25 protein-coding genes are annotated in these 24,276 nt (G+C 68.3%); 15 read left to right on the forward strand and 10 right to left on the reverse strand.

Annotated elements, in window-relative coordinates; genetic code table 11:
- The first annotated feature begins 6 nt into the window (after window positions 1-6).
- From AWB95_RS12115 to AWB95_RS12130, 4 genes are read left to right on the forward strand one after another with little or no spacing between them, the layout of a single operon-like run.
- Window positions 7-681, forward strand: a complete 675-nt coding sequence (locus AWB95_RS12115; RefSeq protein ID WP_085168274.1) for a DUF3043 domain-containing protein — start codon at window positions 7-9, stop codon at window positions 679-681.
- Between the two features lie 6 nt (window positions 682-687).
- Window positions 688-1,224 (forward strand): bifunctional adenosylcobinamide kinase/adenosylcobinamide-phosphate guanylyltransferase, encoded by a 537-nt coding sequence (locus AWB95_RS12120; RefSeq protein WP_062541803.1) that lies wholly within the window; start codon window positions 688-690, stop codon window positions 1,222-1,224.
- Window positions 1,221-2,267 (forward strand): nicotinate-nucleotide--dimethylbenzimidazole phosphoribosyltransferase, encoded by a 1,047-nt coding sequence (gene cobT / locus AWB95_RS12125; RefSeq protein ID WP_062541802.1) that lies wholly within the window; start codon window positions 1,221-1,223, stop codon window positions 2,265-2,267. The genes AWB95_RS12120 and cobT overlap by 4 nt, the downstream gene beginning before the upstream one ends.
- Window positions 2,264-2,989 (forward strand): adenosylcobinamide-GDP ribazoletransferase, encoded by a 726-nt coding sequence (locus AWB95_RS12130; RefSeq protein WP_085168275.1) that lies wholly within the window; start codon window positions 2,264-2,266, stop codon window positions 2,987-2,989. The genes cobT and AWB95_RS12130 overlap by 4 nt, the downstream gene beginning before the upstream one ends.
- Window positions 2,990-2,996: 7 nt before the next feature.
- Here the strand turns inward: AWB95_RS12130 and AWB95_RS12135 are convergent, their stop codons facing one another.
- The gene (locus AWB95_RS12135) at window positions 2,997-4,103 is read right to left on the reverse strand and encodes a branched-chain amino acid aminotransferase (protein ID WP_085168276.1); all 1,107 of its coding nucleotides are present in this window, start codon (window positions 4,101-4,103) and stop codon (window positions 2,997-2,999) included.
- Between the two features lie 22 nt (window positions 4,104-4,125).
- Window positions 4,126-5,235, reverse strand: coding sequence for a glycine cleavage system aminomethyltransferase GcvT (gcvT, locus tag AWB95_RS12140; RefSeq protein WP_099539464.1), 1,110 nt, complete (start codon window positions 5,233-5,235; stop codon window positions 4,126-4,128).
- A 7-nt stretch (window positions 5,236-5,242) separates the two neighbouring features.
- On the opposite strand from gcvT, the gene AWB95_RS12145 reads away from it, so the two are divergent.
- Both AWB95_RS12145 and AWB95_RS12150 read left to right on the forward strand, forming a co-directional pair.
- The gene (locus AWB95_RS12145) at window positions 5,243-6,334 is read left to right on the forward strand and encodes an adenylate/guanylate cyclase domain-containing protein (protein ID WP_062541299.1); all 1,092 of its coding nucleotides are present in this window, start codon (window positions 5,243-5,245) and stop codon (window positions 6,332-6,334) included.
- An 11-nt stretch (window positions 6,335-6,345) separates the two neighbouring features.
- Complete coding sequence (locus AWB95_RS12150) at window positions 6,346-7,866, forward strand: leucyl aminopeptidase (protein ID WP_085168277.1); 1,521 nt, start codon at window positions 6,346-6,348, stop codon at window positions 7,864-7,866.
- Window positions 7,867-7,891: 25 nt separating this feature from the next.
- Here AWB95_RS12150 and AWB95_RS23495 read toward each other — a convergent pair whose 3' ends face one another.
- Together AWB95_RS23495 and AWB95_RS12160 are read right to left on the reverse strand one after the other, a co-directional pair.
- Window positions 7,892-9,619, reverse strand: a complete 1,728-nt coding sequence (locus AWB95_RS23495; protein WP_139818490.1) for an FAD-dependent oxidoreductase — start codon at window positions 9,617-9,619, stop codon at window positions 7,892-7,894.
- 76 nt (window positions 9,620-9,695) lie between these two features.
- The gene (locus tag AWB95_RS12160) at window positions 9,696-11,456 is read right to left on the reverse strand and encodes an SDR family oxidoreductase (protein WP_085168279.1); all 1,761 of its coding nucleotides are present in this window, start codon (window positions 11,454-11,456) and stop codon (window positions 9,696-9,698) included.
- Between the two features lie 220 nt (window positions 11,457-11,676).
- Between AWB95_RS12160 and sucB the strand changes: the two genes are divergently transcribed.
- The 5 genes from sucB to AWB95_RS12185 all read left to right on the forward strand — a co-directional run bounded on the left by sucB (window position 11,677) and on the right by AWB95_RS12185 (window position 16,880).
- A complete protein-coding gene (gene sucB, locus AWB95_RS12165; protein WP_085168298.1) occupies window positions 11,677-13,428 on the forward strand; it encodes a 2-oxoglutarate dehydrogenase, E2 component, dihydrolipoamide succinyltransferase in 1,752 nt (583 codons plus the stop codon).
- Window positions 13,429-13,443: 15 nt separating this feature from the next.
- Window positions 13,444-14,355 carry a TIGR01777 family oxidoreductase gene (locus AWB95_RS12170; RefSeq protein WP_062540404.1) on the forward strand — a complete coding sequence of 304 codons (912 nt, stop codon included), beginning with the start codon at window positions 13,444-13,446 and terminating at the stop codon, window positions 14,353-14,355.
- A 152-nt stretch (window positions 14,356-14,507) separates the two neighbouring features.
- Window positions 14,508-15,194: a lipoyl(octanoyl) transferase LipB gene (lipB, locus tag AWB95_RS12175; RefSeq protein WP_062540405.1), complete on the forward strand. Its 687-nt coding sequence runs from the start codon at window positions 14,508-14,510 to the stop codon at window positions 15,192-15,194.
- Complete coding sequence (gene lipA / locus AWB95_RS12180; RefSeq protein ID WP_062540406.1) at window positions 15,191-16,123, forward strand: lipoyl synthase; 933 nt, start codon at window positions 15,191-15,193, stop codon at window positions 16,121-16,123. Before lipB ends, lipA begins: the two co-directional genes overlap by 4 nt.
- A 4-nt stretch (window positions 16,124-16,127) precedes the next feature.
- Window positions 16,128-16,880 (forward strand): DUF4191 domain-containing protein, encoded by a 753-nt coding sequence (locus tag AWB95_RS12185; RefSeq protein ID WP_062540407.1) that lies wholly within the window; start codon window positions 16,128-16,130, stop codon window positions 16,878-16,880.
- On the opposite strand, the gene AWB95_RS12190 is transcribed toward AWB95_RS12185, so the two are convergent.
- Window positions 16,881-17,333 (reverse strand): RDD family protein, encoded by a 453-nt coding sequence (locus AWB95_RS12190; protein ID WP_062540415.1) that lies wholly within the window; start codon window positions 17,331-17,333, stop codon window positions 16,881-16,883.
- 196 nt (window positions 17,334-17,529) lie between these two features.
- Between AWB95_RS12190 and glnA the strand changes: the two genes are divergently transcribed.
- From glnA to AWB95_RS12210, 4 genes are read left to right on the forward strand one after another with little or no spacing between them, the layout of a single operon-like run.
- Window positions 17,530-18,966, forward strand: a complete 1,437-nt coding sequence (gene glnA, locus AWB95_RS12195) for a type I glutamate--ammonia ligase (protein ID WP_062540408.1) — start codon at window positions 17,530-17,532, stop codon at window positions 18,964-18,966.
- A 35-nt stretch (window positions 18,967-19,001) separates the two neighbouring features.
- Entirely contained in the window at window positions 19,002-19,475 is a 474-nt protein-coding gene (locus AWB95_RS12200) for a DoxX family protein (protein ID WP_062540409.1), read from the forward strand.
- Window positions 19,472-19,912: a helix-turn-helix transcriptional regulator gene (locus AWB95_RS12205; protein ID WP_062540410.1), complete on the forward strand. Its 441-nt coding sequence runs from the start codon at window positions 19,472-19,474 to the stop codon at window positions 19,910-19,912. The genes AWB95_RS12200 and AWB95_RS12205 overlap by 4 nt, the downstream gene beginning before the upstream one ends.
- Window positions 19,913-19,943: 31 nt before the next feature.
- Complete coding sequence (locus AWB95_RS12210; RefSeq protein ID WP_062540411.1) at window positions 19,944-20,381, forward strand: VOC family protein; 438 nt, start codon at window positions 19,944-19,946, stop codon at window positions 20,379-20,381.
- Between the two features lie 14 nt (window positions 20,382-20,395).
- Here the strand turns inward: AWB95_RS12210 and mddA are convergent, their stop codons facing one another.
- The 5 genes from mddA to AWB95_RS12235 form a co-directional block, all read right to left on the reverse strand.
- The gene (gene mddA, locus AWB95_RS12215; RefSeq protein WP_062540412.1) at window positions 20,396-21,160 is read right to left on the reverse strand and encodes a methanethiol S-methyltransferase; all 765 of its coding nucleotides are present in this window, start codon (window positions 21,158-21,160) and stop codon (window positions 20,396-20,398) included.
- A gap of 109 nt (window positions 21,161-21,269) precedes the next feature.
- Window positions 21,270-22,394 (reverse strand): epoxide hydrolase family protein, encoded by a 1,125-nt coding sequence (locus AWB95_RS12220; protein ID WP_062540413.1) that lies wholly within the window; start codon window positions 22,392-22,394, stop codon window positions 21,270-21,272.
- Entirely contained in the window at window positions 22,391-22,624 is a 234-nt protein-coding gene (locus AWB95_RS12225) for a hypothetical protein (RefSeq protein WP_045378126.1), read from the reverse strand. Before AWB95_RS12225 ends, AWB95_RS12220 begins: the two co-directional genes overlap by 4 nt.
- A 188-nt stretch (window positions 22,625-22,812) precedes the next feature.
- Window positions 22,813-23,673 carry a TIGR03619 family F420-dependent LLM class oxidoreductase gene (locus tag AWB95_RS12230; protein ID WP_062540414.1) on the reverse strand — a complete coding sequence of 287 codons (861 nt, stop codon included), beginning with the start codon at window positions 23,671-23,673 and terminating at the stop codon, window positions 22,813-22,815.
- The gene (locus AWB95_RS12235) at window positions 23,670-24,275 is read right to left on the reverse strand and encodes a PaaI family thioesterase (protein ID WP_062540416.1); all 606 of its coding nucleotides are present in this window, start codon (window positions 24,273-24,275) and stop codon (window positions 23,670-23,672) included. The genes AWB95_RS12230 and AWB95_RS12235 overlap by 4 nt, the downstream gene beginning before the upstream one ends.
- Window position 24,276: the final 1 nt, after the last annotated feature.

Raw genomic sequence — 24,276 nt, forward strand, 5'->3', positions numbered from 1 at the left:
GCGACTGTGAAGCTGCTCGGCCGCAAGAAAGACGAGACCGCTGCCTCGGAGGAGACCGACGCGGCCACGCCCGACGACGACATCGCCACCTCCTCGGCGTCTCGCGGGTCCCGCACCACCGCGCCGAAGGGCCGGCCCACACCCAAACGAAGTGATCGCCGTCGCGGCCCGGTCGCCCCGGCGCCGATGACCGCCGCGGAAGCCCGCGCCCGCCGCAAATCGCTGGCCGGGCCCAAGCTGTCCCGCGAAGAACGCAAAGCCCAAAGCGCCGCGCGCCGCGCCCAGATGTCCCAGCGCCGCGAGCGCATGATGGCCGGCGACGAAGCCTACCTGCTGCCGCGCGACCAGGGGCCGGTGCGCCGGTTCGTCCGCGACGTCGTCGACTCGCGCCGTAACGTGATGGGACTGTTCATGCCGTCGGCGCTGGGGCTGATGTTCGTCATGTTCGCCGTTCCGCAGCTGCAGCTGTACATGTCGCCCGCAATGATGGCGTTGATGGTGCTCATGGTGATCGACGGGGTCATCCTGGGCCGCAAAGTCAGCCGGCTGGTTGACGAGAAGTTCCCGGACAACACCGAAAGCCGTTGGAAACTGGGGCTTTACGCGGCCGGCCGGGCTTCTCAGCTGCGCCGAATGCGCGCGCCCCGGCCGCAGGTCAAGCGCGGCAGCAAAGTCACCTGAGCTGCCATGCGGACCCTGGTGCTCGGCGGCATCAAGTCGGGTAAGTCCCAGTGGGCGGAGGCGGCCATCGCCGAGTCGCTGGACCCGGTTGAGCCGGTGCGCTACCTGGCCACCGGATCGGTGGCCGAGGCCGACGCAGGCTGGTTGGAGCGTATCGCCGAGCATCGGGCCCGCAGGCCCGAGCACTGGTCGACCGTCGAAAGCGACGACATCGCAGCACAATTGCGGGAGTCGCCGGGGGTGCCGACGCTCGTCGACGACGTCGGCGGCTGGCTGGCCGCAGTCCTCGACCGCCGCGGCTGGGAGTACGGATCGATATCGGACGATGTCGACGAGATGCTGGCCGCGGTGGCCGCTTTCGATTCACCGCTGGTGCTGGTCAGCCCGGAGGTCGGGCTCATGGTGGTGCCCACCACGGCGTCCGGGCGGCGGTTCGCCGACGAATTGGGCACGGCGAACCAGCGGCTGGCCGACCTGTGCGATCGGGTGGTGCTGGTGGTGGCCGGGCAGCCGGTGCAGATCAAGCCCTCGGGCACCGGATGACATTCGGTCCGGTGTCGCCGCCCGACGCGGCCAGTGCGGCCGCAGCCCGCGCCCGGCAGGACACCTTGACCAAGCCGACGGGTGCGCTGGGCCGCCTGGAAGACCTGTCGGTGTGGGTCGCGGCGTGCCAGGGGCATTGTCCGCCAAGACAATTCGAGCGCGCACGGGTGGTGGTGTTCGCCGGTGACCACGGCGTCGCCCGGTCGGGGGTTTCGGCGTACCCGCCGGAGGTGACCGCCCAGATGGTGACGAACATCGACGGCGGTGGGGCAGCGATCAACGCTCTGGCCGATGTCGCCGGCGCGACGGTGCGGGTCGCCGATATCGCGGTAGATGCCGAACCGGCATCCGAACACATTGGGGCGCACAAAGTCCGGCGTGCCAGCGGCAACATCGCGGTCGAAGATGCGCTGACCGACGCCGAAACGACCGCCGCGATCGATGCCGGGCGGCGGATCGCCGACGAAGAGGTCGACGCCGGGGCGGATCTGCTGATCGCCGGCGACATGGGCATCGGGAATACCACGGCCGCAACCGTTTTGGTGGCCGCGCTGACGGACACAGAACCGGTCGCGGCAGTCGGCTACGGCACCGGCCTCGACGACGCCGGCTGGATGCGCAAGACGGCGGCGGTGCGCGACGCGCTGTTCCGGGCCCGGACGGTGAAATCCGATCCGATCGGGCTGTTGCGGTGTTGCGGCGGAGCGGATCTGGCAGCGATGGCCGGTTTCTGCGCGCAAGCCGCGCTTCGGCGCACACCGTTGCTGCTCGACGGGTTGGCGGTGACGGCCGCGGCGCTGATCGCCGAACGCCTGGCACCCGGTGCGCGGCAATGGTGGCAAGCCGGTCACCGCTCCCCCGAACCGGCGCACGCGCTGGCGTTGGCCGCCTTGGACCTGGACCCGATCCTCGATCTGCGGATGCGCCTGGGCGAAGGCACCGGTGCGACGCTGGCCCTGTCCGTGCTGCGGGCCGCGGTGGCCGCGCTGTCGTCGATGACGACCTTCGCCGCGGCCGGTGTGTCCAACCAGATCTCATCGTGATCCGCTCGGTCGCAACAGCTTTCGGATTCGCCACCGTGGTACCCGGGACCGGCGGGCGCCCGCTGGGCGGCGGTGCGATCACGGCGCTGCCGGTGGTCGGCGCCGCCCTGGGCGGGCTTGGCGCCGCCGTGACGTCTGGCGGGTCGCTGGCGTTCGGCGCGGGCAGCCCCCTGGCCGGGCTGCTCGCGGTGGCGGCCCTGCTGGCGGCCACTCGCGGCCTGCACATCGACGGGGTGGCCGACACCGCCGACGGGCTGGGCTGCTACGGGCCGCCCGAGCGCGCCCGGGACGTGATGCGCGACGGCTCGACCGGGCCGTTCGGGGTGGCCGCCGTCGTGCTGGTGATCGCGCTGCAGAGCTTCGCCTTCGCGATGCTGAACGCGGTCGGCATCGTCGTCGCCGTCACCGCGGGCCGGGTGGCGGCCGTGCTGGCCTGCCGCAGGTCGGTGCCGGCGGCCGATGGCAGCACGTTGGGCGGCGCCGTCGCCGGCACTCAGCCGGCGCTGGTGGTAGCGGGCTGGATTGCGGCGCTGGGCGTGGCGTCGCTGTGGGCGGGCCCGCGGCTGTGGGCCGGACCAGTGGCGGTGCTGGTGGCCCTGTACTGCTCGGCGGTGTTGGTGGCGCACTGCGTGCGCCGGTTCGGTGGCATCAGCGGCGACGTGCTGGGCGCCGCGATCGAACTGACCGCTACGGTGACCGCGCTGCTGCTGGCCGCGTTCTAGCTGCGACCTAACCCAGCCGGGTCATCCAGCCGTGGGTGTCGGCGAAGGTGCCGCGCTGGATTCCGGTCAGCGTGTCGCGCAGCGCCATCGTCACTTCGCCGGGTTCACCGTCGCCGATGGTGAATTCGGCGTCGCCGTATTTCACGTGGGCGATCGGGGTGATGACGGCGGCGGTGCCGCAGGCGAACACCTCGGTGATCTCACCGGCGGCGGCCTTCTTCTGCCACTCGTCGACGTCGATCTTGCGTTCCTCGATCGCGAAGCCCGCGTCAGTTGCCAACTGCAACAACGAATCCCGGGTAATACCCGGCAACAGCGAACCCGACAGCTCCGGTGTGACCAGCCGCGCCGAGCCGCCGCTGCCGAACACGAAGAAGATGTTCATCCCGCCCATCTCCTCGACGTAGCGGCGCTCCACGGCGTCGAGCCAGACCACCTGCTCGCAACCGTTTTCGGCGGCTTGGGCCTGAGCCACCAGCGACGCGGCGTAGTTGCCGCCGAATTTCGCCGCACCGGTGCCGCCCGGGCTGGCCCGCACGTATTCCGTCGACACCCAGACGGTGACCGGCCGCAGGCCGCGCGGGAAGTACGCGCCGGCCGGTGAGGCCAGCACCAGATACCGGTACTGCTTGGCGGGGCGGACCCCCAGCCCCGGCTCGGTGGCGAACACGAAGGGCCGCAAATACAACGACTCCTCGCCGCCGGCGGGCGGCACCCAGGCGTTGTCGACGGCGATCAGCTGCCGCAGCGACTCGATGAACAGCTCGTCGGGCAGTTCCGGGATCGCGATGCGCCGCGCCGACGATCGCATCCGGGCGGCGTTGGCATCCGGACGAAACGACACGATCGACCCGTCGCCCCAGCGGTAGGCCTTGAGCCCCTCGAACACCTCCTGTGCGTAGTGCAGCACGATCGCCGACGGATCCAGCTCGATAGGGCCGTAGCCGATGACCCGCGCGTCGTGCCAACCCTGGTCGTCGGTGTAGTCGATCGACACCATGTGATCGGTGTGGTACCTGCCGAAGCCGGGGTCGCGCAGGATCGACTCCCGTACCTCGTCGGCCGTCGGGTTTGCGGTGCGAGAAACCGTGAACTCGAGAAGGCCGCTGGTCATCCTGAGATTGTATCGCCGCCCGCTAGCGGGTTTTCGCGTCGACAAAAGGCGGTCGCACCACTTCGCACTCGACCGCGCGGCCGCGGACGTCGACCGTGACGTGCCGGCCGTCCTCGATGCCGGCGTCGGTGTCGATCAGCGCGAGCGCGATGCCGACTTGCAGTGTCGGAGAGAAGGTTCCCGACGTGGTGACCCCGACCTTGCGGTCGCCGTCGAGCACCGTCAGCGCGGGCCGCAACACACCCCGGCCGACCGCCCTCAGGCCGCGCAACAACCGCGACGGGCCGGCCGCCTTCTCAGCCAGCAGAGCATCCCGACCGAAGAACGCCTCCTTCTTCCAGCCGATGGCCCAGCCGCAGCGGGCCTGCAGCGGCGAAATGTCGGCCGACAATTCATGCCCGTGCAGCGGGTAGCCCATCTCGGTGCGCAGGGTGTCGCGCGCGCCCAGACCCGCCAGTTGCCCACCTGCACGGGTGACCGCGCCGACCAGCGCGTCGAACACCACGCCCGCGGACCCCCAGGGCGGCAGCAGCTCGTAGCCGTGTTCGCCGGTGTACCCGCTGCGGCACACCCGCACCGGGACGCCGGAAAACGAGGCGTCGGCATAGGCCATGTAGTCCATGCCGGTGGGCAGCCCCAACTCGTCGAGCACGTCGACCGAGCGAGGACCCTGCACCGCCAGCACCGCATAGGAGCGGTGCTCGTTGGTGATCGTCACTCCGGCCGGCGCGGCCGCCGCCAGCGCTGCCACCACCGCGGCGGTGTTGGCGGCGTTGGGCACCAGAAAGATCTCGTCGTCGCTGACGTAGTAGGCGATCAAGTCGTCAATCACACCCCCGGATTCGTTGCAGCACAACGTGTATTGCGCCTTGCCGGGTTCGATGCGGCGCAGGTCGTTGGTCAGTGCGGAGTTGACGAATTCGGCGGCGCCGGCGCCGACCACCGACGCCTTGCCGAGGTGGCTGACGTCGAACAGGCCGACGGCGGTGCGGGTTGCGGTGTGCTCGCTGACGGTGCCGGCATACGACACCGGCATCAGCCAGCCGCTGAACTCCGCGAAACTGGCGCCCAGCTCGCGGTGGCGGTCTTCCAGCGGTCCGTGCTGCAGGTTTTCGGGCACGGTGCTCCACACTAATCAAGTGGTCGATTTCGATGCGCTGGAAGCTGCCGGTATCGCCAACGCGCGTGAGCGGGCGCCGCTGATCGAATATCTGGCCGGCCTGGGCTTCAGCGCCGAGGAGATGGTCGACGCCGAGCGCCGAGGCCGGCTGTTCGGACTCGGCGGCGACACCCTGCAATGGTCGGGCCCGCCGATCTACACCCTGCGGACCGCCGCCGAGGCGCTGGGCCTGCCGGTCGAGGACGTCGAACACGCCTGGGCCATGCTCGGCCTGACCGTCGCGGACTCCGACACTCCCACCTTGAGCCAGGCCGACGTCGACGCGCTGGCGACGTGGGCAGCGATGAAAGCCGACTTCGGCGAGGACGCGGCATCCGGATTCCTGCGAGTACTCGGCGCGTCCATTGCCCGGCTGGCCGAGGCGGAGTCGTCGATGATTCGCGCCGGTCGGCCCGAGCTGTGGCTCGGCCACACCGGCGACGAGCTGACCACGGCACAGGTGTACCGCTCGGTCGCCAGGTTCATTCCCCGGATCGGCGCGATGATGGACGCGGTGCATCGCCATCACCTGACCAGCGCCCGGACCTTCATCGAGGGCGTCGTGCCGGGCCCGTCGCCGAGCGTGGTGTGCGGCGTCGGCTTCGTGGACCTGTCCGGCTTCACCGCACTGACCCAGATGCTCACGCCCGCGGAGCTCTCGACACTGCTCAACGGCTTTTCGGCCACTGTCTCCGATGTGGTGCACACCGACGGCGGACGCATAGTGAAGTTCATCGGCGACGCCGTGATGTGGGTGAGCCCGACACCGGAACGGCTGATCAGGGCCGCCACCGACCTCGTCGACCACCCGCAGGCACGCAAGGTCGGGCTGCAGGTCCGAGCCGGTCTGGGCTACGGCGAGATGCTGACGATCAACGGCGACTACTTCGGCAACGCGGTCAACATGGCTGCCCGGCTGGTGGCGGCCGCGCAGCCGGGGCAGATCCTGGCCGCGGCAGCTGTGCACGAGGCGCTGCCGGACTGGCCGGCGACCCTGCAGGAGCCGTTGACGCTCAAGGGTTTCGACGCGCCCGTGACAGCCTATGACCTGCACGTCCACCGCGGTGATTAGGGTGGTTGGCCGTGAGCACCGAACCCGGTTACCAGTCGCCGTCCGTCACCGTCAACTCCGCGCTACCGAGCCGCGGCATCGCCAAGTCGGTGCTGATCGTGCCGGTGGTGTCGACGGGCGACGAGGACCGGCCCGGGGCAAGGCTCGCGGCGGCCGAGCCGTTCCTGGGCGCCGAGGCGACCGCTGAGATCGAGGCCGGCCTGGCAGCGCTGGGCGCCAAGGGCGGCAGCGAGCAGGTACACCGGCTGGTGGTCTCGTCGCTTCCGGTGGGCAGCGTGCTGGCCGTCGGCCTGGGTAAGCCGCGCGACGAGTGGCCCGCCGACGTGATCCGCCGCGCCGCCGGCACGGCGGCCCGGTCGCTGAACGGCGCCGAGGCCGTCGTCACCACCCTGAGCGAGTTGAATCTCACCGCCGCGGTCGAGGGGCTGATCCTGGGCGGCTACCGGTTCACCGCCTTCCGCAGCGAGAAGACGGCGCCCAAGGATCCGGGCCTGCGCAAGATCACCGCGCTGTCGACGGCCGACGGCGCCAAATCGGACGCCGCGCACGCCGCCGCGGTCGCGGCCGCAGTGGCCACCGCCCGCGATCTGGTCAACACCCCGCCCAGTCACCTGTTTCCGGCCGAATTCGCCGCGCGCGCAAAGGCCTTGGGTGAATCTGCCGGCCTGGAGGTCGAGGTGCTCGACGAGAAGGCGCTGCAGAGGGCCGGCTACGGCGGGGTGATCGGCGTCGGCAAGGGCTCGTCGCGTCCGCCGCGGCTGGTGCGGCTGACCCACCGTAGTGGCAAGAAGAACGCCAAGAAGGTTGCCCTGATCGGAAAGGGCATCACCTTTGACACCGGCGGCATTTCGATCAAGCCGGCAGCCAACATGCACTACATGACCTCGGATATGGGCGGTGCCGCGGCGGTCATCGCGACCGTGACGCTGGCCGCGCAGCTGAAGCTGCCGATCGACGTGATCGCCACCGTGCCGATGGCCGAGAACATGCCGTCGGCCACCGCGCAGCGCCCCGGCGATGTGCTGACCCAGTACGGCGGCAGGACCGTCGAGGTGCTCAACACTGACGCCGAGGGGCGGCTCATCCTGGCCGACGCGATCGTGCGGGCCTGCGAGGACAACCCGGACTACCTGATCGAGACGTCGACGCTGACCGGTGCACAGACGGTGGCGCTGGGCGCCCGCACACCCGGGGTGATGGGCAGCGACGAATTCCGCGATCGGGTGGCCGCGATCTCCCAGCAAGTCGGCGAGAACGGGTGGCCGATGCCGCTGCCCGACGAACTCAAGGACGACCTGAAGTCGGCGGTGGCCGACCTGGCCAACGTCAGCGGTCAGCGCTTCGCCGGGATGCTCGTGGCGGGGGTGTACCTGCGCGAATTCGTCGCCGACGGCGTGGCCTGGGCCCATATCGACGTCGCAGGGCCGGCCTACAACACCGGCAGTCCGTGGGGATACACCCCCAAGGGCGGCACCGGCGTGCCGACCCGCACCATGATCGCCGTGCTTGAGGACATCGCCGAAAAAGGTTGATATAAGCCTTCATTCGACGGCATGCTCAGCGCAGGTCGGACCGTAATGCGCTTCGGGCAGCCAAATATCCCGGCATTCCATGAACTCCCGGGCCGGGCGGCGTGAACGACGAGTACAAATACGTGCACCGGCGCGGTAACCGGTGGGGCCGCAGCCCGACAGCCAAATTCAGCACGTATCGCAGCGGATCGTGCAGGCCGCCGTTGATCACTCCCCCACACATGGTTGGGTTGTGGGCTTCCTGCTCCTTGGCGGTGGTCGTCGCTTTCTTCACGATCCGGTCCGCGAAACCGGGCGCGAACCGTTCGATCTGGCTGCCGATGGCATCCGACATGTCGACCATAGATCCGTACGGCACATGGCAATACGTCCACACGGTCTCCATCCCACTTGAGGCACGGGTCGGATCGAACCGGCTCTGATTGGCGAGCGGAACGAACGGCTTGTCCGGATGCCGGCCCTTGTTCACCGCCGACTCGCCCGCAGCAATGTGTTGCAGCGTGCCGCCCAGATGGACGGTGGCCGCCTGCCGGCACTCGTCGGCGCGCCACGGGATCGGGCCGTACAACGGGTAGTCCACTTTGCAAAGCCCCGGACCATACCGGTAATTGGCGTACAAGCGCCGGTACCAGGCCGGCACGCTGTCTGCGAGTATCGACGCGACTTGTGTCGGGGACACGTCAAGCAACAGCACCCGGTGGGCGGGCACATCGGCGAGCCGTCGAACCCAATGGCCCAACCGGATTTGGCCGCCGAGGTGCTCGAAATATCCCAGTAGCGCATCGGCTATCTTTTGCGATCCGCCTCGCGGCATGGGCCAGCCGGTTCGGTGTGCGCTGGTGGCGAACATCAGACCGGCGGCGGCAGTGCCGAAGAGGTTCAGCGGCATGAAGGAGTGCGCGGCCATGCCGGCCAGTAATGCGGGTGCCCGCACGTCGTGAAAACGGCGCTTCGAAATGCCCGCGGTCGAGGCCAGTCCAACACGACCGAACTTGGCAACAGTCATCGGATGCTTGGGCGGGAACGGGTCGAGAATGCTGTCGAACAGCTCAATCCCGTTGGATACCAACGGAGTTAGCAGCTGTTCGTATGCGGACCGGTCGGCGCCCATTCCGGCAGCGGTCTTGCCGACGTCGCGATACAGTGCGACAGCGCTGCCGTCGCCGAGGGGGTGCGCCGCCTCTACCGGGGCGAAGATCCACTCGAGACCGTACTCTTTGAGCGGCCAACGCCGAAAGGCAGGCGATGCCATCGCCAGTGGATGTATTGCCGAGCAGATGTCGCGTACGGATTCGTCACCGGTCACGTGCCCCGACCGGGCGCCGCCGCCGGGTGTGTCCGAACCTTCCAGGTTGCGGGGGTAGATGGCAACCAATGTGAGCCGGTCGGGGATGAGCCGGACCGGTCCTTCGGCGGGCACTTCGATCATCTCGACTCGGCAGCCATCCGGAATCTCGTGCAGCCGCATCGTGATTCGTGCTGCGCCCAGTGCCCCGAGCCCCGCACGCAGCACCAGTTCGCGGCGCGGTTCGCATTTTTCGACGGACGCCTGGTCATTGATCACGAGGGGCCACACCCCGATCGAGTGCCGGATGGCCGCGCCCGGCTCCGGCCAGTTGGGGTCGACCGCCCGGGTGCGGCTGTTGCCGACCGCCCACTGGCTGTAGGTCCACCCGTCGGCCAGCACATCCCAGACCCGCTGACAGGACGCGTGCACGTCTCGGATCGCGGTAAATGCTCGTGTGGCAGCCATCGGCAGGGTTCCTTTCGCATGGCTCGAACCCTGCGGGTACCCGCGCGGGCGGTCGGCGACGCGCGTGAAATTCTCGCTACACCAACCGGCGGCGCGCGGTGCTGCGCAGCACCTGCGGCGCCCACCGGGACACGCCGTAGAGCAGATAGGCCTCCGGTGCCACCGGCCGAATCGCCTTGTTCTTCTTGACCGCCGCGATGATGGCGTCGGCCACCTTGTCCGGGGTGTAGCGGCGCAGGGCGAACATCTTCTCCAGCTGGGCCCGCCGCCCCTCGGCCTGCTCGATGTGTCCCGACGGGGCGTCGAACCGGGTGGTGTGCACGATGTTGGTGTCGATGACGCCGGGGCAGATCGTGGTCAGCCCGACGCCGGCCGCGTCCAGTTCGGCGCGCAGGCAGTCGGAGAACATGTACACCGCGGCCTTGGAAGTGCAATAGGCGTTCAGCTGCTGTGACGGTGCGTAGGCCGCCATCGACGAGACGTTGACGATGTGTCCGCCCGCGCCGCGCTCGACCAGCCGCCGTGCGAATGCGCGACAGCCGTTGACCACACCGCCGAAATTGACGCCGAGGACCCGGTCGAATTGCTCAGGCGGGGTGTCCAGGAAGCGGCCGGCCTGCCCGATGCCGGCGTTGTTGACGACGATGTCGGGCACTCCGTACTCGGCGCAGACCTGCTCGGCGAACGCCTCGACGGCCTCGGCGTCGGCGACGTCGAGCTGGTAGGCGTGTGCCACCCCGCCTGCCGCGGCGATCTCGGCGGCAGTGTCCTTGACGGCGGCGTCGTCGATGTCGCTGACGACGACCTCGGCGCCCTCGCGGGAGAACGCGAACGCGGTGGCCCGGCCGATGCCGCTGCCCGCCCCGGTCACCGACACCAGCATGTCGGTGAAGTAGTCGCGCCGAGGACCGACCTGTGCGCGCCGCAACGCACGGCATGGCGGTTTGCCCTCGGTGAAGTCGGCAAGCTCGTGCACCGCCGCCGCCAGCACCTGCGGGTGCGACATCGGCGACCAGTGTCCCGCCTTGATGTCGCGGCGCCACAGCCGCGGCACCCAGCGCGCGGTGGCGTCGTAGCCGTAGGGCCGCACGTAGCGGTCTTCGGTGTTGACGACGAGCTGCACCGGCACGTCGACGTAGTGGTCGTGCCGATGATGCGCGAACGACCGGAAATAGTTGGCCCGGTAGGTTTTCAGCGATCTGGCAGCGTCTGCAGCCATGGTGTCGGAGTGGTGGATCTGCTCGACGGGGACGTTGTCGACCAGGCGGCGCCGGATCGCCGCGCTCGACAACGCGGCCCGGATGAACAGCGGCGCGAGCACCGGTATGGAGAAGAACGCCATGTAGGTCAGCCGCAGCGCCTGGCTGAGCGCCCGCACAAAGGTGCGGGGCCGGTGCGGGCGCCGCAGGCCGGTGAAGATGTAGTCGACGAGGTGGTCCTGGCTCGGCCCGGACACCGACGTGAACGACGCCACCCGCTTGCCGGCGCCGGGCCGGCTCAGGTACTCCCACACCCCCACCGATCCCCAGTCGTGGGCAAGCACATGCACCGGCCGACCGGAACTGCAGGCGTCGACGACGGCGGCGAAGTCGTCGGCGAATCGGGCCATGGTGTACGCCGAAACCCGCTTGGGCGCCGACGATCCGCCGACTCCACGGTTGTCGTAGCGGACGACCCGGAAGCGCTCGGCCAGCAACGGGACCACGCCGTCCCACAGCACGTGTGAGTCCGGCCAGCCGTGTACCAACACGACCGTGGGTCCGTCCGCCTTGCCTTCTTCGCAGACCGCCAGGCGGACTCCGTCGGCGCTGTCGACGAACCGTTGTGGGGCTGCCATCGCACTCCTTCGCTCCCCCGAGACTTACTGTGACGGCCAGTAGCCCATACCGTTGGTAGCAAGCGTGTTTCGACCCTGCCCGGGCGCTGCAGGGGTGTCAAGAGCCGGCGGGGCCCACGCTGCCCTGGGTGAGTGCCGGTCGCGCCGCAGTGACAGGATGCTGTGGTAAGCCAGAGGTCGACCCGTGCCGACCGACCGATCGATCGAGGAGTCAACAGAGATGGCCTTCTCAGTCCAGATGCCGGCGCTCGGCGAGAGCGTCACCGAGGGGACGGTCACCCGCTGGCTCAAGCAAGAAGGCGACACGGTCGAACTCGACGAGCCGCTGCTCGAGGTGTCCACCGACAAGGTCGACACCGAAATCCCGTCACCGGCGGCCGGCGTGCTGACCAAGATCATCGCCCACGAGGACGACACCGTCGAGGTCGGCGGGGAGCTGGCCATCATCGGCGATGCCGCCGAGGGTGACGGCGGCCAACCCGCCGGCGGGCAAACGCCCGAAGCGCAACCGGAGCAGCAACCCGAGCCGCAAGCCGAAGCGCAACCGGAGCCGCAGCCGGCGGCCCAGCCTGAGCCGCAACCCGTCCCGCAGCCCGCGGCGGCGTCACCGGACGGCGAGGCCGCCGCAACCGGTGCGACCACGCCCGTGCTGATGCCCGAACTCGGCGAGTCGGTCACCGAGGGCACGGTGACCCGCTGGCTGAAGAAGGTCGGCGACCTGGTGGATGTCGACGAGCCGTTGGTCGAGGTGTCCACCGACAAGGTCGACACCGAGATCCCGTCCCCGGTGGCCGGCACGCTGGTCAGCATCACCGCCGAGGAAGACGTCACCGTCGCGGTGGGCGGCGAACTTGCCAGGATCGGCACCGGCGCCGCCGCGCCCGCCGCCAAGCCCGCACCCGAGCCGCAAGCCCCGCCAGCGCCGCAGTCCCAGGCCAAACCAGAAGCCAAACCGGCCCCACCGCCCGAGCCGGCGCCCCAGCCCGAAGCCAAACCCGAGCCGGCGCCCGCCGCCCAAGCGCCAACCACCCCGTACGTCACGCCGCTGGTGCGAAAACTGGCTGCCGACAACAACATTGACCTCAACGAGGTGACCGGCACCGGCGTCGGCGGGCGCATCCGCAAACAGGACGTGCTCGCTGCCGCCGAAGCCAAGAAAGCGCCGCCACCCCCGCCGGCAGCGCAGCCCGCTGCCGCCGGCCCCGCTCCCGCGCCGGCCGCGCCCACCCCGGCACCCGCGCTCGCGCACCTGCGCGGAACCACCCAGAAAGCCAGCCGGATCCGTCAGATCACGGCCAAGAAAACCCGGGAGTCGCTGCAGGCCACCGCACAGCTGACCCAGGTCCACGAGGTCGACATGACCAAGATCGTGGCGTTGCGGGCCAGGGCCAAGACCGCGTTCGCCGAACGCGAGGGCGTGAACCTGACCTTCCTGCCGTTCATCGCCCGCGCCGTGATCGACGCGCTCAAGATCCATCCCAACATCAACGCGAGCTACAACGAGGAAACCAAGGAGATCACCTACTACGACGCCGAACATCTCGGGTTCGCCGTCGACACCGATCAGGGTCTGCTCTCCCCCGTCATCCACAACGCCGGCGACCTGTCGCTGGCCGGGCTGGCGCGCGCGATCGCCGACATCGCAGCCCGCGCTCGCTCCGGCGACCTCAAACCCGACGAGCTGTCCGGTGGCACCTTCACGATCACCAACATCGGCAGCCAGGGCGCGCTGCTGGACACGCCGATCTTGGTCCCGCCGCAGGCCGCCATGTTGGGCACCGGCGCCATCGTCAAGCGGCCGCGGGTGGTCGTCGACGATACCGGCAACGAATCGATCGGAGTGCGCTCGATCTGCTACCTGCCGCTGACCTACGACCACCGGCTGATCGACGGCGCCGATGCCGGACGGTTCCTGACCACCATCAGGCATCGCCTCGAAGAGGGGGCATTCGAGGCCGACTTGGGTCTTTAGAAGGGCTTCGACACCGTGGCCAAGGTCGTCATCGCAATCGCTGGCTCGTCCGGGCTGATCGGTTCGGCCCTGGTCGCAGCGTTGCGCGCCGCCGATCACCGGGTACTGCGCATCGTGCGCAGAACGCCGTCGAACGGCACCGAAGTGCGCTGGGATCCCGAAGCCGGTGAGTTCGACGCTTCGGCGCTGCGCGGCGTCGACGCAGTGGTCAACCTATGCGGCATCAACATCGGCCAGCGCCGCTGGTCGGGCGCATTCAAGCAGACCCTGCGCGACAGCCGCATCACGCCGACCGAAGTGATGTCAGCCGCCGTCGCCGAGGCCGGGGTGGGGGTACTGGTCAACGCCAGCGCCGTCGGCTACTACGGCGACACCAAAGACCGCGCCGTCGACGAAACCGATTCGGCCGGAACGGGTTTCCTGGCCCAACTCTGTAAGGACTGGGAAGCGGCCACCGCGGTGGCCCAGCAGGCGGGCGCCCGGGTGGTGCTGGCCCGCACCGGTCTGGTGTTGGCCCCGTCGGGCGGCGCACTGGGTCGGCTGCGGCCGCTGTTCTCGGTGGGCCTTGGCGCCCGGCTGGGCAACGGCCGCCAATACATGTCGTGGATCAGCCTCGAGGACGAGGTGCGGGCGCTGCAGTACGTCATCACCCGCCGCAAGCTGTCCGGGCCGGTGAACCTCACCGGCCCTGCACCGGTCACCAACGCCGAGTTCACTGCGGCGCTGGGCCGCGCGGTGCACCGGCCCACACGGCTGATCATGCCGGGGTTCGCGGTGCGCGCCGCGCTCGGCGAGTTCGCCGACGAGGGCTTGTTGTGCGGCCAGCGCGTCATCCCGGCCGCCCTGGAGCGCGCCGGTTTTCAATTCCACCACAACACCATCGGCGAGGCGCTGCGCTACGCCACCACCCGACCGCACGTCGCGTAACCTCGCGCCCCATCGAGTGTGAATCCTTGGCTCTGAGAGTGAATGTGGGGTGGGAAAATTGCGATTTCGCCGCCCTGATCTCACACTCGACGCCGTAACTTCACTCTCGAAGCCAACGGTGCGCACTCGACGCCGCCTAGTAGCCTCGGCTTGTGAGCTCCATACGCTCAAGCACCGCGCCCATCGACGTCCGCCAGCTCGGCACCGTCGACTACGCCGCCGCGTGGCAGCTCCAACGAGAACTGGCCGACCAGCGCGTGGCCGGCTGTCCGGACACGCTGTTGTTGCTCGAACACCCGCCGGTCTACACCGCCGGGCGGCGCACGCTCCCGCACGAACGCCCCGTTGACGGCGCGCCCGTCGTCGACACCGACCGCGGCGGCAAGATCACCTGGCACGGACCGGGCCAACTCGTCGGCTACCCGATCATCGGGCTGACCGAGCCACTCGACGTCGTCAATTACGTTCGGCGCCTTGAGGAATCGCTGATCAAGGTGTGCATCGACCTGGGCGTGGAGGTGGGTCGCGTCGAGGGACGGTCCGGAGTGTGGGTGCCCGGCCGGCGCGCGCGCAAGGTCGCCGCAATCGGCGTTCGGGTGTCGCGGGCGACCACACTGCACGGCTTCGCGCTCAACTGCGACTGCGACCTGGCCGCGTTCGACCGGATCGTGCCGTGCGGCATCGTCGACGCCGGAGTGACGTCGATAACGACGGAACTGGGCCGGCGGGTCGGTGTCGGCGACGTCCGGTTGGCCGTCGCCGACGCGGTGTGCGACGCGCTCGACGGGCGGCTGACCCTGAGCTGGCAACCGTCGGCCCGCGTAGCATCGCCATTGTGACTGTCGCTCCGGAAGGCCGAAAGTTGCTGCGCCTGGAGGTGCGCAACGCGGCGACCCCGATCGAGCGCAAACCGCCGTGGATCAAGACGCGCGCGCGAATGGGTCCTGAATACACCGCGCTGAAGAGCCTGGTCCGGCGCGAGGGCCTGCACACCGTGTGCGAGGAAGCCGGCTGCCCCAACATCTACGAGTGCTGGGAAGACCGCGAGGCCACCTTCCTGATCGGTGGCGATCAATGTACCCGTCGCTGCGACTTCTGCCAGATCGACACCGGCAAGCCCGCCGCCCTGGATCGCGACGAGCCGCGGCGCGTCGCCGAGAGCGTGCAGGCGATGGGACTGCGGTACTCGACCGTCACCGGGGTGGCCCGCGACGATCTGCCCGACGGCGGGGCGTGGCTCTACGCCGAGACCGTGCGCGCCATCAAGAGGCTCAACCCGAACACCGGTGTCGAACTGCTGATCCCCGACTTCAACGGCGACCCCGACCGGTTGCAAGAAGTTTTCGAGTCTCGCCCGGAAGTGTTGGCGCACAACGTCGAAACGGTGCCCCGGATTTTCAGGCGGATCCGGCCGGCCTTCCGCTATGAGCGCAGCCTCGACGTGCTCACGGCCGCCCGCGAATTCGGGTTGGTCACCAAGAGCAACCTGATCCTCGGGTTGGGCGAGACGCCCGGCGAGGTGCGCACCGCGCTGGACGATCTGTACACCGCCGGCTGCGAGATCGTCACGATCACCCAATACCTGCGGCCGTCGGCCCGGCATCACCCCGTCGAGCGCTGGGTTCCCCCCGACGAGTTCGTCGAGTACTCGCACTACGCCGAAGGCCTCGGCTTCGCCGGCGTGCTGGCCGGACCGTTGGTGCGATCGTCGTACCGTGCCGGGCGGCTCTACCAGCAGGCTGTGCGGGCGCGCCCGACCGTATCCTGAACCAATGGCGAAATCCCGTAATACCGCGGCGAACAAGGCCGCCAGAGCCGAGGCGAAAGCGGCCCGCAAGGCCGCCGCCAAGGAGCGCCGTAGCCAGCTATGGCAGGCGTTCACCATGCAGCGCAAAGAGGACAAGCGGCTGCTGCCCTACATGATCGGCGCGTTCGTGCTGATCGTCGGGGCCTCCGTGGCGGTCGGGGTGGCCGCCGGCGGGTTCACCATGGTCACGATGATTCCGCTGGGCGTGGTGCTCGGCGCGCTCGTGGCGTTCATCATCTTCGGCCGGCGCGCGCAGCGGTCGGTCTACCGCAAGGCCGAGGGGCAGACCGGCGCGGCCGCGTGGGCGCTGGACAATCTGCGCGGCAAGTGGCGCGTTACCCCGGGCGTGGCCGCTACCGGTCACTTCGACGCCGTGCACCGCGTGATCGGTCGCCCCGGCGTCATCCTGGTGGCCGAGGGGTCGCCGGCGCGGGTCAAGCCGCTGCTGGCCCAGGAAAAGAAGCGCACCGCTCGGTTGGTGGGCGAGATCCCGATCTATGACATCGTCGTCGGCAACGGCGACGGCGAGGTCCCGCTGGCCAAGCTCGAGCGTCACCTGACCAAGCTGCCGGCCAACATCACGGTCAAGCAGATGGACTCGCTGGAATCCCGGCTGAGCGCCTTGGGCACCCGGGCGGGAGCGGCCGCGATGCCGAAGGGGCCGGTACCCGGCGCCGCCAAGATGCGCGGCGTGCAGCGCACGGTGCGCAGGCGGTAGCTACCTGCGGACGACCGCGGTGCCCGTCGCGCGGTCCTGCCAGCCGCGGCCGTCGGCGTCGACGAACAACGCCGGAATGACCAACGCGATGATCAGCCCGCGCAGGGCGGCCCGGCCGAGCCCGACGTACAGCCGCCCGTCGACCGACATCACCCGCAGCCCCAGCGCGAACTGCCCCGGCGTGAACTCGAACAGCCGCACCGCGATCACGCCGAGCACCAGCCAGACGACCAGCACCGCCGTCGACAGCAGGCTCGGCGCAACCAGACCCAGCGTCATTCCCAGCGCGGCAAGCCCATAGGCCACCAGCCAGTCGACCATCAACGCCGCCAACCGGCGCCCCAGCCGGGCCAGCGAACCGGCGCCGTGCTCGGGCAGGCCGAGCGTTTCACCGGGGTATCCGGACGACGAGCCCGGCGGGCCGGACAGCCACGATGCGATGTCACGGGCCATGGCCTCCACAATAAGAGGTCGCGACCCGGTTTCGACGGTGGCGAACCGCGTCGCGTAACGTCAGCGCAACATGGGGTTGACTGCCGGGCAACATCGCCTCCCTACGGTCTGATCGGGCCACCCGTCACGGCCAGTAAAGGAGAGCGCCTCAATGACCGCATTAGATTCGATGCCCTCAGTAAAGGAGAGCGCTTCGGTGTCCGAAAAGACGGCCGACGACATCATCAAGCTCATCAAGGACGAGAAGGTTCAGTACGTCGACGTCCGGTTCTGTGATCTGCCCGGCGTGATGCAGCACTTCACGATCCCGGCGTCGGCATTCGACCAGAGCGTGTTCGAGGACGGGCTGGCCTTCGACGGCTCCTCGATCCGCGGCTTCCAGTCGATCCACGAATCGGACATGATCCTGCTGCCGGACCCGGAGACGGTGCAGATCGACCCGTTCCGCGAAGCCAAGACGCTGAACCTGAACTTCTTCGTGCACGACCCGTTCACCCGTGAGGCGTATTCGCGCGACCCCCGCAACGTCGCCCGCAAGGCCGAAAGCTACCTGGTCAGCACCGGCATCGCCGACACCGCTTTCTTCGGCGCCGAGGCCGAGTTCTACATCTTCGACTCGGTTTCCTTCAACTCTCAGACCAACAGCGCGTTCTACGAAGTCGACGCCATCTCCGGGTGGTGGAACACCGGTGTGAAAACCGAGTTCGACGGCAGCGCCAACCGCGGCTACAAGGTGCGCCCGAAGGGCGGTTATTTCCCGGTCGCGCCCAACGACCAGTACGTCGACCTGCGCGACAAGATGCTGACCAACCTGATCAACGCCGGGTTCACCCTGGAAAAGGGCCACCACGAGGTCGGCAGCGGCGGTCAGGCCGAGATCAACTACAAGTTCAACACGCTGCTGCACGCCGCCGACGACCTGATGCTGTTCAAGTACATCGTCAAGAACACGGCCTGGCAGAACGGCAAGACCGTCACGTTCATGCCTAAGCCGCTGTTCGGTGACAACGGCTCCGGCATGCACACCCACCAGTCGCTGTGGAAGGACGGCGGGCCGCTGTTCTACGACGAGGTCGGCTACGCCGGCTTGTCTGACACCGCCCGCCACTACATCGGCGGCATCCTGCACCACGCGCCGTCGCTGCTGGCGTTCACCAACCCGACGGTGAACTCCTACAAGCGGCTGGTTCCGGGCTACGAGGCGCCGATCAACCTGGTGTACAGCCAGCGCAACCGGTCGGCGTGTGTGCGTATCCCGATCACCGGCAACAACCCGAAGGCCAAGCGGCTGGAGTTCCGCTGCCCCGATTCGTCGGGTAACCCGTACCTGGCGTTCTCGGCGATGATGATGGCCGGTATCGACGGGATCAAGAAGAAGATCGAGCCGCAGGCGCCGGTGGACAAGGACCTCTACGAGCTGCCGCCGGAAGAGGCCGCCAACATCCCGCAGGCCCCCACCTCGCTGGCGGCGGTGATCGACCGTCTCGAAGAGGACCACGAATACCTCACCGAGGGCGGCGTTTTCACGTCCGACCTGATCGAGACGTGGATCGCCTACAAGCGCGAGAACGAGATCGACCCGATCAATGTCCGCCCGCACCCCTACGAGTTCGCGCTGTACTACGACGTTTAAGGACGTTTGAGCACGTGTAGCCGTATCGTCGTCGCATGACGACGCGCAACCTCGAGGCCAGGCTCAGCCCGTACTCGCCTGTGGCGGTGGCGGTTTTCCGGGTGGTGTTCGGGCTGCTGTTTTTATGCCACGGCCTGCAGAAGCTGATCGGCTGGCCGGTCGGGCCCACCGTCCCCACCGGCGAGTGGCCGTTCTATTACGCGGGCTGGATAGAAGCGGTGACCGCGGGGCTGATCCTGGTGGGCCTGTTCACCCGGGCCGCCGCCTTCGTGGCGTGCGGGGAGATGGCGTACGCCTACTTCAGTCAGCACTTCCCGCATGGCTTTTGGCCGATCGTCAACCAGGGTGAGCTTGCGGTACTGTACTGCTTCGGTTTTCTGCTGTTGGTTTTCATCGGCGGGGGCGCTTACGCGATCGACACCCGCCGCCGCACCGGTGCGGGCTGGCGATCGACGAGCGCGCCCTGGACGCGGTTACGACGACATCGTCGGCTCGGCCGCCGGGCATGACCAACACCGCCGTGCCCGCTGCCCGACATCTCCTGCGGGCCAAGGACCTCGCGGACTGCCGTTACTTCGAGCCGCTTTCGGTCGCCGACCTCGCGCACGCGGCGGGACTGTCGAAGGCGCACTTCAGCAGAGAGTTCGCCCGGACATTCGGCGAGACGCCGCACCGATACCTGCTGACACGGCGACTGGAACGGGCAGCGGCGCTGCTGCGCACGACGGATTGGCCGGTTGCCCGGATCTGCTTTGCGGTCGGTTGGGACAGTGTCGGCTCCTTCACGACGAGCTTCCGGCGAATCTTCGGTCAGACCCCAACCGACTACCGGGCCGGATGGCCGCCCGCCGCCCGGCTGGTCCGGATACCGCTGTGCATCGCGAAAGCCTATGCGCGCCCGCAGAACCGCACTTTTCGAGAAGACGATCGCTCACCGCTTGCCTAGGCTTCCTCACACCAGCCAGGGAGGAGAACCCGTGATCAAGATCGCCAACACCCAGTTCTGGGTGCACGACCAAGACGAGGCCGCCGAGTTCTACACCAAAACACTGGGCTGGGAGGTCCGCTCCGACGTCACCATGGAGGCGTGGCAGTTCCGCTGGCTGGTGGTCGCACCGCCGGGCCAGTCCGATGTCGGCCTGGTGCTGATGCCGGTGCCGGGACCGCCGATGCTCGACGCACAGGCCAGCGCCGCACTGGCCGAGCTGGTCGCGAAGGGCGCCGGCGGAACCCTCTTCCTCGAGACCGACGACTGCCAGCGCAGCTATGACGAGTTGTCCGCTCGCGGCGTGGTGTTCAACGACCCGCCTACCCCGCAGCCGTACGGCATCGATACGTCGTTTCGTGACCCGTCGGGCAACAACATCCGCTTGACGCAGGTTCTCGAATTCGACCCGGCCCGAATGTCGGTGTGACAGCGCTCAGGTCGTCAGGCCCGTGGACGCGGCCACGGCAGCAGCATCGGCACCCGTCGGCGGTAGTCCCGGTATTGCGAGCCCAGCATGGCGATCAGGTCGTGCTCTTCCAGCTGAATCGCGATCAGGATGTAGGCGGTGGTGGCGATCGCAAACATCAGGTGACCGGCCGTCATCGTGGGAGCCGCCCAAAAGGCGACAATGAAACCGACCATCAACGGGTGGCGCACCACCCGGTAGAGCAGCGGCGTGCGAAAACTGATGTCGCTCTGCGGTTTTCCACGCCACACGGCAAGCACCTGCCGCAGCCCGAACAAATCGAGATGGCTGATCATGAACGACGAGACGAAGACGGTCGCCCACCCGAGCCAGAACAACGCCCACAACACCAGTGAGCCTGCCGGCATTCTGACATCCCACACCACGGTGGGCATCGATCGCCACTGCCAGTACAGCAGGAACAGCGCCAAACTCGACAGCAGCACATAGGTGCTGCGCTCCAGCGGCTGGGGCACCACACGGGTCCACCACCGCTTGAACGCCGGTCGCGCCATCACGCTGTGCTGGACGGCGAAGACGCCGAGCAGCAGCACATTCACCACGATCGCTTCCCCGATCGGGGCGGCGATGGCGTGATCGACGCTGCGTGGGACCCACAGGTCGCCGACGAAGCCGATCGCATACAGGAAGGACACCACGAACGCCAGATAGCCGACCGCGCCGTAGCCGATTGCGAACACGCGGTTGACCTTCCTTGGGGTAGTAGCTGGTTGGGTCATGGACAGTGCACCTCCCCGCCGGTCCCGACGGTCTCGATGTCCCACTATCCCGCTCTTCGGCGCAGCTGAATAGGGTAGCCGGCTACCCGAATCCGGGTCGCCAGCCAACTCAGCGGACAGTGGCAAAGAACGCGCGGACGTCGTCGACGAACAATTCCGGCTGCTCGAACGCGGCGAAGTGACCCCCGCGCGGCATTGTCGTCCAGTGCGTGATGTTGTAGGCGGCCTCACACCAGCGCCGCGGCGTGGGCAGGATTTCCTTGGGAAATGCCGCGACTCCGGTGGGCAGCTCAACCCGGCCAGCGCCGCCGAAGTTGTTGTAGCTCTCCCAGTACAGCCGCGCCGACGAGGCGCCGCTGGCGGTCGCCCAGTACAGCATCACGTTGTCGAGCAGTTCGTCGCGGCTGAGCACGTTCTCCGGATGCCCGTCGCAGTCCGTCCAGGCCCAGAACTTCTCGACGATCCACGCCAGTTGTGCCACTGGCGAATCCACCAATCCATAGCCCAATGTTTGGGGCCGGGTGGACTGCTGCTTGGAATAGCCGGTCCCCCAACGGCGGTGCTGCGCAATGGCCGACAGCGCCCGCTGCTCGTCCTCGCCGAGTTCGGAGCCGCTGTCTGCCGGCGGCCGGGCGATGGGCATGTTCAGGTGAATGGCGATGCACCGACCGCCGTTGCGGCCGAGTTGTGTGGTGACGGCGGCACCCCAGTCGCCGCCCTGCGCGCCGTAGCGGTCATAGCCGAGGCGGCCCATGAGCGTCTCCCAGGTCTGCGCGATCTTGTCGACGCCCCACCCGGTGCGCGTGGGCTTGCCGGAGAACCCGTACCCGGGAAGCGACGGGCACACGACGTGGAACGCGTCCCCGGGGCGGTCTGGATTGACCAGCGGCTCGATCACCTTGTGGAACTCCACGATCGAGCCGGGCCAGCCGTGGGTGATCAACAGCGGCAGGGCGTCGTCGTGGGGGGACCGTTGGTGGATGAAATGGATGTCGAGCCCGTCGATTTCGGTGACGAACTGGTCAAAGCGGTTCAGCGCCGCTTCGCGTGCCCGCCAGTCGTAGCCGTCGGCCCAGTAGGCGGCCAGCTCGCGGGTGTACGCCAACGGCATGCCCTGGCTCCAGTCGTCGACGCACTCCGCGTCGGGCCACCGGGTGCGCGCCAAGCGGGTCCGCAGGTCGTCGAGGACTTCGCTGCCGACGTCGATGCGAAACGGTGTGACGTGCGGGGTCACAGAATTCGCCGAGGTGACCTACCCATGTGGTAGCCGGCCGGGAAGGACATCTCGATCACTCGAAGCTGGTCGTTCGCCTTGGATTCGAGTTCAAGGACGACGCAGCCCTCGCCGATGGCTTTGGATTCGAGAACCGTGTAATGCTGACCGCCACCTTGGACGTCGGTGATCGGGTCACCTGAGCGCAATGCCTCGACCGGCACGAGTTCGGGGGTTCCGTGTGACTCCACGATCGCAACGTTAAGGCAATCCGACGAGCAAGGGAACGGTTTTGACCGGCGTGACGGCGTCCACTGTGCATTGAGGGCGCCGAGTGTGCACTGAGGGCGGGATTCCGGCGATTTCTTCACCCAGGATGCACAGTCGGCGTCCAGAATGCACACTCGACGTGGAGTGGCGCCGGCTCCACGGCCTGCCCTCAGCCGTCGAGCGCCAGGTCCTTGCGGAAGCGTCGCATGCCGTCGACTTTCTCGGCCAGCGTGGCGTCCGGGCCGGTGTAGAACATCCACGGCATGGTGAGGATCCCGGTGATGCCGGCGTCGGCCGCCCGCTGATAGTCGGCCACCGTGAAGGCATCGGTGAGCGGCGTAAGGATGGTGAAATCATCCATGCCCAAACCGCTTTCGGCCCGCAACGCACGCAGCCGGCCTACCACCTCGATCGCGCGCTCCGTGCGGATCAGGTCGCCGATCCAGCCGTCGTGGCGGGCGGCTCGGCGCAACGCGATCTCGCTGAGCCCGCCGACGTAGATCGGCACCCGCGGCGGCGTCGGCTCCATCTCCAGCCGCGGCGTCTGATAGAACTGGCCGTCGAACTCGGTCCAGCCCGGCCGCCACAAGGCAGCGAGAAGCTCGAGCATCTCGTCGGTGCGTTTGCCGCGGTCCTCGAATCGTTGCTCCATCAATACGAATTCGTCTGCGCACCAGCCGACCCCCACGCCGAGCTCCACCCGTCCGTCGGCCAGGCAGGCCGCGGTGCCGATGGCCTTCGCCGCCGAATACGGGTTGCGCATCGCAGGGATGTAGACGGTGGTGACGAACCGCAGCCGGTTGGTGACTTGCGCGAGCGCACCGACCAGCACCCACGGGTCGGGCCAGTCGGTGAACGGCTGCCAGCGCCGCTGCCCGTCCTTGGTGTACGGGTACGGCGTGCTCAGCGTCTCCAGGTTGACGACGTGATCGGGAATCCCGATCCCGTCGTAGCCCAACTCGTCGGCTGCCTTGGCGATTTCGATGATCTCGCGGGTCTTCAGGTAGGCGCTGCTGATGTAGAACTTCATCCGGCGTCCCGCGCCCACGCCGGCTGAACGAAGATCCCCTCCGCCTCGACGGTGATTCCTTCTGAATCGGAAAGATGGCCGCGGACAAAGGTTTTGACGCTTTCAGCGCGCTCGATCACGGCTTCGGCGCGCAGCTCGCCCAGCGGAGTGCCGCGCAGGTACCTGACGGTGATGGTTCCGGTGAACCGCGGCTTGGTCAGGCCCTCGCTGGCCGCCTCCCCCAGCACGTGGTCGAGCACCAGCGCGCAGACGCCGCCGTGCACCAGCCCCGGCGGCCCTTCGTAGGCCGCGCCGAGGCTGAATTCGCTCCAGCAACATCGGCCCTCATGGTGGATGGTAAGCGGCGGCGAGATCGGGTTGCGCAGACCGACCACGGCGTTGCCCCACGCCAGCGGGCGCCCGTCGACGGCATAGCGCACGCCGTGCGGCCCGTCGGGTGGGCGGCTGCGCAACTGCTGAGTCACCGCCCGGATTGCGGTGTGCGCGTGACGAATGGTGTCTTCGTCGACCCCGGTCCGGATGGTGGCGTCGATGAGCTCACGCACGGCGTCGGTCAGCGGGCCGTACAGCGCCGTCAGCCGGTCATGCTCGTCGGCGCCCATG

This window comes from Mycobacterium celatum, assembly GCF_002101595.1.
Taxonomy (GTDB): Bacteria; Actinomycetota; Actinomycetes; order Mycobacteriales; family Mycobacteriaceae; genus Mycobacterium; species Mycobacterium celatum.

Excerpts from the sequence above, each read along its gene's own strand:
- AWB95_RS12120 (WP_062541803.1), top strand. The coding sequence starts at position 688 with ATGCGGACCCTGGTGCTCGGCGGCATCAAGTCGGGTAAGTCCCAGTGG.
- cobT (WP_062541802.1), top strand. The coding sequence starts at position 1,221 with ATGACATTCGGTCCGGTGTCGCCGCCCGACGCGGCCAGTGCGGCCGCA.
- AWB95_RS12135 (WP_085168276.1), bottom strand. The coding sequence starts at position 4,103 with ATGACCAGCGGCCTTCTCGAGTTCACGGTTTCTCGCACCGCAAACCCG.
- AWB95_RS23495 (WP_139818490.1), bottom strand. The coding sequence starts at position 9,619 with ATGGCTGCCACACGAGCATTTACCGCGATCCGAGACGTGCACGCGTCC.
- AWB95_RS12160 (WP_085168279.1), bottom strand. The coding sequence starts at position 11,456 with ATGGCAGCCCCACAACGGTTCGTCGACAGCGCCGACGGAGTCCGCCTG.
- sucB (WP_085168298.1), top strand. The coding sequence starts at position 11,677 with ATGGCCTTCTCAGTCCAGATGCCGGCGCTCGGCGAGAGCGTCACCGAG.
- AWB95_RS12185 (WP_062540407.1), top strand. The coding sequence starts at position 16,128 with ATGGCGAAATCCCGTAATACCGCGGCGAACAAGGCCGCCAGAGCCGAG.
- AWB95_RS12190 (WP_062540415.1), bottom strand. The coding sequence starts at position 17,333 with ATGGCCCGTGACATCGCATCGTGGCTGTCCGGCCCGCCGGGCTCGTCG.
- AWB95_RS12200 (WP_062540409.1), top strand. The coding sequence starts at position 19,002 with ATGACGACGCGCAACCTCGAGGCCAGGCTCAGCCCGTACTCGCCTGTG.
- AWB95_RS12205 (WP_062540410.1), top strand. The coding sequence starts at position 19,472 with ATGACCAACACCGCCGTGCCCGCTGCCCGACATCTCCTGCGGGCCAAG.
- mddA (WP_062540412.1), bottom strand. The coding sequence starts at position 21,160 with ATGACCCAACCAGCTACTACCCCAAGGAAGGTCAACCGCGTGTTCGCA.
- AWB95_RS12230 (WP_062540414.1), bottom strand. The coding sequence starts at position 23,673 with ATGAAGTTCTACATCAGCAGCGCCTACCTGAAGACCCGCGAGATCATC.
- AWB95_RS12235 (WP_062540416.1), bottom strand. The coding sequence starts at position 24,275 with ATGGGCGCCGACGAGCATGACCGGCTGACGGCGCTGTACGGCCCGCTG.